This is a genomic window from Parafrankia sp. FMc2, from assembly GCF_041008525.1.
In the GTDB taxonomy this organism is placed as follows: Bacteria; Actinomycetota; Actinomycetes; order Frankiales; family Frankiaceae; genus Parafrankia.
In genome coordinates this window covers 1-10,217 of sequence record NZ_JBFLUG010000200.1, presented here as the reverse complement: position 1 = coordinate 10,217, position 10,217 = coordinate 1, and the positions used below count along the sequence as shown (strand labels likewise).

At 72.2% G+C, this 10,217-nt stretch carries 10 protein-coding genes; 7 read left to right on the top strand and 3 right to left on the bottom strand.

The genetic code is table 11. The features are described 5' to 3' along the window. On the top strand, positions 1 to 703 hold a 703-nt coding region (locus tag AB1460_RS33565; RefSeq protein ID WP_368966284.1), incomplete at its 5' end, for a hypothetical protein. Positions 704 to 1,107: 404 nt separating this feature from the next. Next, entirely contained in the window at positions 1,108 to 1,866 is a 759-nt protein-coding gene (locus AB1460_RS33560) for a class I SAM-dependent methyltransferase (RefSeq protein ID WP_368966283.1), read from the top strand. 737 nt (positions 1,867 to 2,603) lie between these two features. Here AB1460_RS33560 and AB1460_RS33555 read toward each other — a convergent pair. Both AB1460_RS33555 and AB1460_RS33550 read right to left on the bottom strand, forming a co-directional pair. Then, positions 2,604 to 3,266: a YdcF family protein gene (locus tag AB1460_RS33555; RefSeq protein ID WP_368966281.1), complete on the bottom strand. Its 663-nt coding sequence runs from the start codon at positions 3,264 to 3,266 to the stop codon at positions 2,604 to 2,606. Then, positions 3,263 to 4,066: a GntR family transcriptional regulator gene (locus AB1460_RS33550; RefSeq protein ID WP_368966279.1), complete on the bottom strand. Its 804-nt coding sequence runs from the start codon at positions 4,064 to 4,066 to the stop codon at positions 3,263 to 3,265. Before AB1460_RS33550 ends, AB1460_RS33555 begins: the two co-directional genes overlap by 4 nt. A gap of 265 nt (positions 4,067 to 4,331) precedes the next feature. Here AB1460_RS33550 and AB1460_RS33545 point away from each other — a divergent pair, with 265 nt between their 5' ends. Next, complete coding sequence (locus AB1460_RS33545) at positions 4,332 to 4,595, top strand: DUF397 domain-containing protein (protein ID WP_368966277.1); 264 nt, start codon at positions 4,332 to 4,334, stop codon at positions 4,593 to 4,595. Continuing rightward, positions 4,585 to 5,148 carry a hypothetical protein gene (locus tag AB1460_RS33540; protein WP_368966275.1) on the top strand — a complete coding sequence of 188 codons (564 nt, stop codon included), beginning with the start codon at positions 4,585 to 4,587 and terminating at the stop codon, positions 5,146 to 5,148. The genes AB1460_RS33545 and AB1460_RS33540 overlap by 11 nt, the downstream gene beginning before the upstream one ends. Here AB1460_RS33540 and AB1460_RS33535 read toward each other — a convergent pair. Further along, positions 5,097 to 5,690 (bottom strand): ADP-ribosylglycohydrolase family protein, encoded by a 594-nt coding sequence (locus tag AB1460_RS33535; RefSeq protein ID WP_368966273.1) that lies wholly within the window; start codon positions 5,688 to 5,690, stop codon positions 5,097 to 5,099. The two genes, AB1460_RS33540 and AB1460_RS33535, sit on opposite strands and share 52 nt — an antisense overlap. A gap of 231 nt (positions 5,691 to 5,921) precedes the next feature. Between AB1460_RS33535 and AB1460_RS33530 the strand changes: the two genes are divergently transcribed. The 3 genes from AB1460_RS33530 (at position 5,922) to AB1460_RS33520 (ending at position 10,077) form a co-directional block, all read left to right on the top strand. After that, on the top strand, positions 5,922 to 8,366 hold the full coding sequence (locus tag AB1460_RS33530; protein ID WP_368966270.1) for an AAA family ATPase: 2,445 nt from the start codon (positions 5,922 to 5,924) through the stop codon (positions 8,364 to 8,366). Then, entirely contained in the window at positions 8,367 to 9,599 is a 1,233-nt protein-coding gene (locus AB1460_RS33525) for an McrC family protein (protein WP_368966268.1), read from the top strand. 97 nt (positions 9,600 to 9,696) lie between these two features. Further along, positions 9,697 to 10,077: a hypothetical protein gene (locus tag AB1460_RS33520; RefSeq protein ID WP_368966266.1), complete on the top strand. Its 381-nt coding sequence runs from the start codon at positions 9,697 to 9,699 to the stop codon at positions 10,075 to 10,077. Positions 10,078 to 10,217 lie beyond the last annotated feature (140 nt).

The following is a 10,217-nucleotide window of genomic DNA, read 5'->3' as shown; positions in this document are numbered from 1 at the left end:
GGGACCGGGCGGGGCGACATCCCCCGCCCGGCCGGCCCCCTCCGCGTCCGCGGTACCGACACCTGCGCCGCCGACACCTGCGCCGCCCGCGCCCGAGGCCCCGCCCCCCGCACCGGCCCCCGCCCCGGCCCTGGCGGCACCGGCCGTGGCGGATGCGCCCGTGCCCCGTCCGGCGCTGGTACCCGTCGCGCCAGCGTCCGACGCGGATTCCGAGTCCCGCGAGGTGGCGCCACCAGCGCCGCCGGCGCCGAGGCTGACCGATGTCGTGGCCAGGCAGCCGCGTGTGGAGCAGGAGGCGGCACCGGCACCACGTCCCGGGGTGCTCTCACCGACCTCGACGGTGCGGGTCACCGCGATCCTGGTGAGTCCGACGGTCTCGCGACGGCTGGAGGAGTTCCGCCGCGCCCAGCGGGGCCGGACGAACACCTCGATCCTGCTGCAGGCCCTGGACGAGTGCCACACCCGGATCCCCGACCTCGTCGCCGCCGCCCGGGCCGCCGCCCAGCCGCGGGGCTCCCTGTTCCCCGCCCGCGACGACCGTCTCCGCCTGCCCGGCGGCGGTGGGATGCAGGTGCAGGTCCGTCCGACCCTGGCCCAGCTGGACGTCATCGACGGCCTGGCCCGCACGCACGGCCTGGACAGCCGCTCCCAGCTCGCCGCCGCCGTCCTCAACGAGTTCCTGCCCGGCCGCAAAGACCGCTGATCCGGATCCGGATCCGGATCCGGGACATCGCCCCTATCAGCCGCGGGTCGGTCAGGCGAGACGGCGCCGGGCCAGGCCGTGATGGCGAGTGTGGTCCTCGCTGTCCGTTGACAGCGAGGTCGGCCCGCTCCCAGGGCTATGACGAGGTCGGGCCGGATCCGATGGCACGGACATCCTTAGCTCCGGATCTTCGGTGTGGACGTCGATCGTCTCGGTCAGTGCCGTAGGCCGATTCGGTGGGTCGTGTCCGTTTCCAGGATCAGGAGAGTCGTTCGGGACGAGGACCTGGCGTCTGTCAGGGGTGGTGGGAAGCTCGTGGCCGGGCGTTCCCTTGAAGTTGAGATCTTCGGCTACCGGACGATCGACCGGTGGTGCCATGGCTGTCGGCGAGAGAGGTCCTGGCAGTGAGCGCGTGGGACGCCCGGTTGTATGACGTGGTCGCGGTGCCGCAGCAGATCTGGGGCGAGGAGGTCGTGCGGCGGCTGCCGCCCGAGGTCTGCGCCGGGCCGGCTGTCGTCCTCGACGCCGGCTGCGGGTCCGGCCGCGTGACCGAGTCGGTGCTCGGCCGCTTCCCGGACGCGACGGTGATCGCCGGCGACGTCTCGCCGAGCATGCGCGAGCGGGCGCAGGAGCGGCTGGCGCGCTACGGCGATCGTGTGCGCGTCGTCCCGCTGGACCTGGAGGACGACGGGCTGCTCGCCGTGAACGACGGGCGGCCGTTCGACGCGGTGCTCTCGACCGGGGCGTTCCACTGGGTCCACGACCACGCCGCGATGTACCGGCGTCTGGCCGCCGTGCTGCGCCCCGGTGGCGCGCTGGTCGCGCAGTGTGGCGGGGACGGCAGCGTCGCCGGGGTCCGCGCGATCGTCGACGAGCTCGGGATCGACTGGCGGCGCTTCAACCGCTACGCGGGCACGGAGGAGACGCTTGGCTGGCTGCGCGACGCTGGCTTCCGCGACGTGTGGGCGTGGCTGGCGCCCGAGCCGGTCGACTTCGACGAACGTGAGGCGGTGGTCGCGTATCTGCTTGGCGGCGTGCTCGCGCCGTACGTCGCAGAGCGGCCGGCGGGCGAGCAGCGCGAGATCGCCGAGACCGTCGCCGACCGGCTCGGCGAGCCGCGCGTCATGTTCGTGCGCCTCAACATCCTCGCCCGCCGCGGGTGATGGCGACGGCGCGCACGTGGCTCGTCCTCTCGGCGCTGCTGCCCGGCGCGACGGCCGAGGTCTGGCTCGACGGAGCGACAGCCACGAACACCGCCGGAGGCTCGATCGCCCGGATCAGAAAGGCCCTACTTCACTGCCACGAACTTTCAACGGGCCGACTTCGATGGTGGGGGACACTCGCTCGCCGCAGGCGCAGGTCCAGGTCGTTCGTCCTCGCTTCGCTGCGGGCGCTCCAGCTGGACCTGCGGCTTTGTCGAGGACGAGGCCGGCAACTACGAGGAAGGCCGGGGATCTCTGCCCTGGTGTGGCATCGCACGGGTGGGGCCAGAGGAAACACGTAGAGCCACCCGCCGCCCACGCCGTCACACACGTCACCCTCGACCGCCCGGACGGCGTGACCTGGCTGCTGGACAGCTTGCACGCGGTGGGGGCAGGGGAGCAGCTGGCGCCCTGGCCGACCGTCTACCTGCCGCAGGGCACTTCGATCTGTTTCTTGCTGTCGGGAGTCATCGGGAGCGGTTCCGGTTTGGGCGGGAACCCGATGGGAGCGCTGCCGGCCGCTGGTCATGGGATGATCTTGGGTGACCGACGGCTCGCGTCAGCAGGAATGCTGTCCCAGGAGCCACGGTCCCGTCCCGGAATCGGTGGCATCAGTTCCGGGATGGTGGCGACCAGGATCGAGGTGCCTCTGGAGGGCCGGGAAACGTCCCGCCGTGCTGCTCGTTTCAGCCTGGCGGTCAGGTGATCAGGCGGCTGGTGTAGCCGGCTTGGGTGAGTTCGCGGTATGCGTCGCGGACATTGTCGGGGATGGGCTGGGGGATGGCGTGGCCGCGTTCGGCGTAGAGCCAGATGCGTTGGGTGTCGCCGACGAGCATGGACACGACGCGGTCGGTGTCTCTGATGCTGGCGATGTAGTCGTCCAGGGTGACCGGTAGGGACGCGCATCGGACGTGGACGTCTGGCCAGAGCTTGCGGCAGGTGGCATAGGCGCGGCGCTGCTGGTAGGGCCGCGAGATCAGCGTGATGGACCTGGGCGTGATGCCGTGGGCGGTGAGCAGCTCGCGGGTCCGGGTGATGTTCTCGCCGGTGTTGCGGGCGGTGGTCTCGATGAGAATGGCCGCGTCGGGGACCCCCAGGGTGAGGGCGTGTTCGCGGTAGTGGACCGCTTCGCCGCGGGGGAAGGTGTCGAGGGTGGTGGGGGCGTTCGCGCCGGTGAACACGATCCGGGGGAACAGGCCGCGGTGGTAGAGGGTGGCGGTGCAGGTCGCGACGCCGAGGTCGTGGCTACCCAGGCCGATGCCGATGTCGGTGGGCTGGGCGTCGTGGTGCAGGTCGTGGTAGTTCCAGAGCACCTCGACCGGGCCCCGTATCGCCATGGGCAGTGTCGTGGCCGGGGTCATGGGCGGTGGCGGTGGTCGGTGCTGTCGGGCACCGGGAACCGGTAGGACCAGGCGAACCGCGACGCGGCGTGGACTCCGACGGCGTATTCCACGGGTGTGTGTTCGGCGGTGAGGGTGGTGCGGTGCAGTTCGACGACGGGTTCGCCGGGCGGTAGCTGCAAGGTGGTGACCTCGTCGGGGGTTGGCATCCGTGCCCGGAGGTCTTCGTTGATCCAGGCGGGTTCGAGGCCCTGTTCGTACAGGACGCGGAATCCGCCACCGGGGCCGGCCGGGCCGGCGGTGTCGTCGGTGAGGCGGGTGCCCTCGACGTGGTCGGGTCGGTAGTAGCTGGTGAGCGTGTGCGTGGGCTCGTCGTTCTCGCGGATCAGGCGTGCGCGTTCGTACACCTCGGCGTCTGCGGGGATGCCGAGTGCCGCGGCGACGTCGGGTGGTGCGGGAAGGCGTCGGACTGTCTGCGTCTGGTCGCCGGGCTTCCAGATCCGGCCGGAGGCGACCCGGTCGGCGGCGAACGCGACCAGGTCGGCGTCACGCCACTTGGCCTTGTCGTATCGGTCGATCCCGAGGCGGCGCAGGGGCGGCCGGGAGCGGACGTAGACACCGGCTCCGGTTCGGCCGCTGACCAGGCCTTCTTCCTTGAGGCGGGCCACGGCGAGACGGGCGGTCTCGGTCGCGACGCCGTAGTGCCGGGCCAGTTCGGCGGTGGAGGGGAGCGCGGTCTTCGGGGCAAGTTGGCCGGAGGTGATCTGCTCGCGGAGATCGGCCCAGATCCGATCAGATGCCCCGCGCCTGCTGCTGCTCATGGCGCGAGTGTAGAGGCTTCCTAGGAAGCTCTTGACCTTCCTAGGGAGGTGGGGCAGGCTTGGTCAAGCTTCCTAGGAAGGCTTCTGTGGGAAGCGATGGCGGGATGGCGCGGCGGCACTGTCTTCGGGGGGCGGGCCTTGGCGCGCTGTCCCTGGTGGCCCTGGGTGTGGCGTCGGACCACACACATCCTGTCCTGTCCGCACCCGGGGCTGCCGCCTTCCAACCACCTGACTCGGAAGGGGTGTTCGGGTGCGGGATGCGTGGATGCGGACCTGGGCGGCCGGTCTGGACTTCGAGATTCCGGCGTTCGGCCGGGACCGGTTGGCGTGGCGCCGCGCGTCGGGCGCCGAAGAGGCGGCGGTGGAGGTCGTGTCGCTGGCCGGGGTGGGAGTGGCACTGCGTCAGGCGGGCTGGCCCGATGGTCCGGCGCTGCTGTTCTCGGCAGTCGAGTGGCGGGCGTTCCTGGCCGGTGTGCGCGGCGGGGAGTTCGACCATCTGACGGATTCGGGAGGTGGCGATGAGAGATGAGGACCGATCCGACGCGGCGACGGCGACGGGCCTGGGTCCGCAGCCGCGGCCGCGGACCGCGGATGCTCCGGCGGCCGTGGAATGGGACGTCGACGCCGCTGACCTGCCAGATCTGGTGCTGAAACCCGACGACAGTCTGATCGTCGGCCTGCTACCCGGACCGACCTCTCCGGACCGCGGCGGTCAGGACATGCTGCTGTGTGACCTGATGCCCGTCGACGAGATTGTGCTGGTCGGGGCGGGTATCGGGGTCGCGCAACTGTCCACGGTCGGTCTGGTGCTGGTGCACCGCCGGTTCACGGCGCTGATGCAGTCACGGGTGGCCTGGGCGGTGGGCCTGCGGCTGCGGCAGCGCCGGCGTGCCGCCGGTGAGTTGCCCCGGGTCGTGATGGCCGGATCGATGCCGGACGGGGACATGATCCCGGACGGCGTCACGTTCACCGCCCACACGGTACGTGTACGTGATCACGGCGTTATCTCGCGGTTGGAGGTGTGGGAGGTTCACTTTCCCGCGCTGGAACCGACGACGGCGCAGGCTTCCCCGCCCCTGTAGGCCGAGCGGGTGAGCGCACCGCACCCCTTGCTCGTCGGGTTGACCGGCAGTTCTCCCGTCGGCGGTTCCGGCAGGGACAGGCCGGTGATGGTGTCCTTTCCCGGGAACCGGCGGGCGTACAACACCGGCTGGGTGATCAGCCAGCCGGTGAGAACGAAGCCGTGTCCGCCGCCTCCCACGCCGACGGCAGGCGGCGGGACGTCCCGGCGCTGGGTTTCCAGCCACCGTTTGTAGGCGTACCAGACGACCCCGGGCGGATGGCAGATCCCCTTGCTTCGGAAGCGGATGCCGGCCCGCAGCATCCCCTCGGCGGTGAACAGCGCGAGCTGGGTGTTCGTCGTCATCGGCAGCGTCACGCCGTACGCGTTGGTCGGTCCGGTCACGCCGGCCGGCCCGAACCGGGCCTTGATCTGGGCCCATGGCATTCCTGCCAGCCCCGCGCCGAGCGCGGCCCCGAGCGCCCCGCCGAGCAGGCTGCCCCGAACCTGGTTCCGCAGCGTCGTCGATGTTGTCGACGACGCCGCGGTGGCACTGTTCCCCACGTCGCCCCCTGTCGGTCAGATGAGCTGCCGTGGGCCGCCCGCCCGCGTTCCCTTCGACAGGGACCTCGCCCCGGTGCCAGCTGCCCGTTGTCGTGATCGGTCGTGATCGTACGGGTCTGGACGGGTGCACAGGGCTACAGGATTGTGCGGATAGATTTTCCCTTCTGTGGACGGCGTCGGCCCGAGAAGCCGTGGGACGACGCCGGGGCATCGAGGAGCCGGGGGGCATCCATGACCGGGCACGAAGCCGTCTACGCCGCCGCCCAGACGGTCCTCGAGCGCGGGTTCGTGCTCGAGGACTCGGTGTTCACGCCTGGCCGGGAGGTGTGGACGAAGAAGAACGCGCAGGACCTGGCCTTCCGGCTGGAGCATCCGCCGGTCGGGGCGTCCGGCACGTTCCTGGAGAAGCTGCGCGTCGAGCTGGGCGGCGCGCTGGACGAGGTGGTGCAGCTCGCCGCCGAGATCCTTTTCCTGCACTACCTGCCGGCGTCCGACATCAAGGGGTCGACGAAGCGGGTCGGGCTGCGCACCGTTCTCAGTGCCGCGAGCCGCCCGATCAGTGTGCCGGCGGCGCTGGACGCGGCGCTCGACGGCGGGTTCATGCGGGTCGGGGTGGCGTTCAAGACCTACCGGGCCCAGCAGGTGACCTGGCTGGCCCAGGTCGTCGCCCACGTGAAAGACCAGCCGCCGGTCGTGCGGCACGACGCGCTGCGTGATCCGTGGGCCTTCCGTAGCCTGCTCGACGCCGTGCCGACCACGACCGCGGCCGGGCAGCGCCGGGCGCTGCTGCGGCTGGCCTTCCCCGAGGTGTTCCTCGACAGCATGCGCGCCGACCATCTGCGCGCCATCGTGGACACCTTCCAGGGCGAGATCGGTGCGCTCACCGGCGACGACGAGCGGGACTTCGCCGCGATCCGGGCGGTGCTGGAGGCCCGGGAAGGCCCGATCGACTTCCTGCGCCCGCCGTGGGCGCACCGGTGGGGCCGGGACATGCCCCCGGCCGCGCCCGCGGTCGCCGCGTACCGGCCCGGCTGGTTGGTGCGCGGGGCGAACGTGGCCGGGCGCAACCTCGTCCCGCAGTGGCTGCGGGAGGGGTTCTGCGCGATCTCGCTGCGGGACTATCCGCCGGTGGAACCGGGCCTGCCTCGCAGTGCCCTGGCCGGGATCGTCCGAGAGGCGGAGCCGGACCTCAGCCCCGCGCAGGAAGGCGCGCGGGTCACCCTGCTCGATCGGTTCCTCACCCGGATGGCACCGGGCGATCTGGTGGTGACCGTCAACGAGTCCCGGGTGCACGTCGGTGCCCTCACTGGCGATCCTGTCTGGGTTCCCGGGGCGGAGACGGCCACCTCCCAGTGCCGGCGAACGGTGCGCTGGCTGGAGACACTCACGCTGCGCCGCTCCGACCTGTCCGACGCCGCCCAGGACCGGCTGTCCGGCCAGGCAAGCGTCGTCGAACTGGGCGAGGTCGCCCGGGAGATCGCCGACCTGGCCGACCTGGCCGACCTCGACAGCCTCGACCCGGCGGATGTCGCCTCCGGGCCCGGAACCCCCGACGGTCCCGGTGCCCTCGACGACGTTGGTTCGTCCGCCGGCCCGTTCAGCGGCGAAGCCGAGGAGACGGCGGACGGGCCGGGCGGCCTGCCGGCGGGCGGTGCGGTGCCACGGCCGAGCACGGTCGTCGTGGTGCAGCCGCCGCTGGAGGAGCTGCCCGTGCCGACGGCGGAGCTGGCCACCCGGCTGCTGGTCGACCTCGACTGGCTGGCCGAGACCGCGGACCTGCTGACCGAGAAGAAGCAGCTCGTCCTGTACGGGCCACCCGGCACCGGGAAGACGTACCTGGCGCAGGAGCTGGCGCGTTTCGTCGCCGAGGAGACCAACGGCGAGCACCGGCTGGTCCAGTTCCACCCGTCCTACGCCTACGAGGACTTCGTCGAGGGTTTCCGGCCCGGCCTGGCCCCCGACGGCACGTTCCGGTTCGCCCGGGAGGACGGGCCGCTGCGCCGCCTCGTCCGCACCGCGGTGGAGAACCCGTCCGGGGCGTATGTGCTGGTCATCGACGAGATCAACCGGGCGAACCTGGCGAAGGTGTTCGGTGAGCTGTACTTCCTGCTCGAGTACCGCAACCGGACCATCGAGCTGCAGTACTCGGCCGGGGAACCGTTCCGCCTGCCGCCGAACGTGTTCCTGATCGGCACGATGAACACCGCGGACCGGTCGATCGCCCTGGTCGACGCGGCGATGCGCCGCCGGTTCGCCTGGCAGGGCCTGTTCCCCGGCGAGGTCCCGGTGGCCGACATGCTGCGCCGCTGGCTGGAGCATGAGGCGCTGCCGATCGAGATCGCCGCCCTGCTCGACGCGCTCAACGCCATGATCGGCGACCGGGACGCGGCGGTCGGCCCGTCCTACCTCATGAACCATCGGGTGCGGGACCGCAAGGGCCTGGAGCGGATCTGGCGCACCCAGATCCTGCCCCTGCTGGAGGAACGCCACCTCGGCGAGCATCCCGACGTCGCCGGCTACGTCCGCGGCCGTTACGGCCTGGACGCCCTGTACGCCACCCTGGCCGCAGCAACGTCACCATCTACGTCGGGTGCCGCGGTCGCCCCACCCGACGGGACGTCCACATCCGACGGGACGGCTATACCGGGCGGCGGCGCCACATCCGGCGGGGTCTGAGTGGCGTTGGCGGGTCCGCCGGGCCGCGTCGAGCTGGCGGAGTACCAGTCCCGGGCCGTCGCCGGCCTCGACCTCGCGGCGGCCCGCACGCTCGCCGCGACCGGGGCTGTCACCGCCGGCCGGGACCTCGACGGCGGGGTGCGGCTCACCGCCTCCAGCCGGGTCGGTGTCGTCCACGCCGGCGACGTCGAGCTGGTCGTCCGTCCCAAGGTCGGGGTCGCCCGGCTGCTGTGGCTGCTCGGGTACGCCCGCGACCCGGCCGGCTGGCGCGACGACGAGATCGACCTTGACCTCGACCCGTCCGCCGACCTGACGGCGGGCCTGGCCGTCGCCTTCGCCCACCGCACCGAACGCGCCCTCGCCGGCGGGGTGTTACGCGGCTACCGGGCCGTCGAGGAGACCTCCCCCGTCCTGCGCGGGCGGCTGCGGGAAGCCGACCAGCTGCGGGCCCGGCTCACCGCCGCCGTCCCGCTGGAGATTCGCCACGACGACTACACCGCCGACATCGACGACAACCGGATCCTCGCCACCGCCACCCGCCGGCTGCTACGCCTGCCCGGGGTGCCGGCACCGGCTCGCGCGGCACTGCACCGGATCCGCCGACGGCTCGCCGACGTCACCCCGCTGACCGCCGGCATCCCGCCGCCGGCCACCGGTGTCACCCGCCTGAACCGCCGCTACCAGCCGGCACTGCGCCTGGCCCGGCTCGTGCTGACCCACCACGGCATCGACATGCCCGCGGCGGCCGTCACCGGCACCGTCGCCGCGTCCGGGTTCCTGTTCGACATGAACGCGGTGTTCGAGGCCTGGCTCACCGCCGCGCTGCGCACCGCGCTCGAACGCCACGGCGGCACCGTCGACGGCCAGCGGCGCGTCCCCCTCGACCAGGCCGGCCGGCTACCCGCCCGCCCCGACATCACCTGGTGGGACGGCCCCCGCTGCCAGGCCTTCATCGACGCCAAGTACAAGGCCCCGGCCAAAGGCCTGCCCGTCCAGGACCTGTACCAGATGATCGCCTACTGCACCGCTCTCGGCCTGCCCGACGGCGACCTCGTCCACGCCGCCACCGCCACCGCCACCCCGACCACTCACGTCCTCCGCCACAGCGGCCTGCGCGTCCACACCCACACCGTCGACCTCGACCAACCCCCCGCCACACTCCTGGCCCGCATCGACACCCTCGCCGCCACCCTCACCAGCAGACGGCATCAGCAGCCACCGGCGGCACCATAAATGATCGTGTCCCAGCTGCCCTGCTGGGGAGGACGGAGAAGGAGGCCACGCAGGCCGACGCAGAGCTGGACCGCCGGCTGGCGCGGGCGTTGGAGCGGTGAACGACGCGCTGCATGCGGTGCTGGACGACACGGCGATGGTCTCGGCCGGCTATGGCAGCCTCCGGGCCTCTCGACTGATCCAGCGTGCGCACACCGTGCCGGGCCATTTCCTGTACGCGCCGGTCTGTGCGCTGGTGGAGGCGGACCGGGTCCGGCCGGGGACCGCCGAGCACATCGCCGCACTGCCGGCGGTGACGATCGTGAAGCTGGACCTGGCGGCCGCGCTCGCGGTGGCCTTCGATACCGGCTGGGCGTCGGAGCACGTCCGCCATACGGCGCAGCCCACCGCGGAGCGCCCCGAGGGCGCGGTGATCGCGACGACGGCGCCGGACCGGTGGACAGGTCAGCCGGTCCGTCTCCTGGACCTCAGCCCGTGAGCGGTCGCCCATGGTGGACGCCGGGGAGCTCGCCGGCGGGCCGGTTGGCGGCGGGGCGTCGCTGGGATCGGCGCGGCCGGCGAGCTCCCCGGCGTCCACCATGGGCGGCCTCCTACACACCTCTCCGAGCCCACCAGACA

Coding starts and splice junctions, on each gene's coding strand:
- AB1460_RS33555 (WP_368966281.1), bottom strand. CDS start 3,266: ATGACCCCGGCCACGACACTGCCCATGGCGATACGGGGCCCGGTCGAG.
- AB1460_RS33550 (WP_368966279.1), bottom strand. CDS start 4,066: ATGAGCAGCAGCAGGCGCGGGGCATCTGATCGGATCTGGGCCGATCTC.
- AB1460_RS33545 (WP_368966277.1), top strand. CDS start 4,332: ATGCGGACCTGGGCGGCCGGTCTGGACTTCGAGATTCCGGCGTTCGGC.
- AB1460_RS33540 (WP_368966275.1), top strand. CDS start 4,585: ATGAGAGATGAGGACCGATCCGACGCGGCGACGGCGACGGGCCTGGGT.
- AB1460_RS33530 (WP_368966270.1), top strand. CDS start 5,922: ATGACCGGGCACGAAGCCGTCTACGCCGCCGCCCAGACGGTCCTCGAG.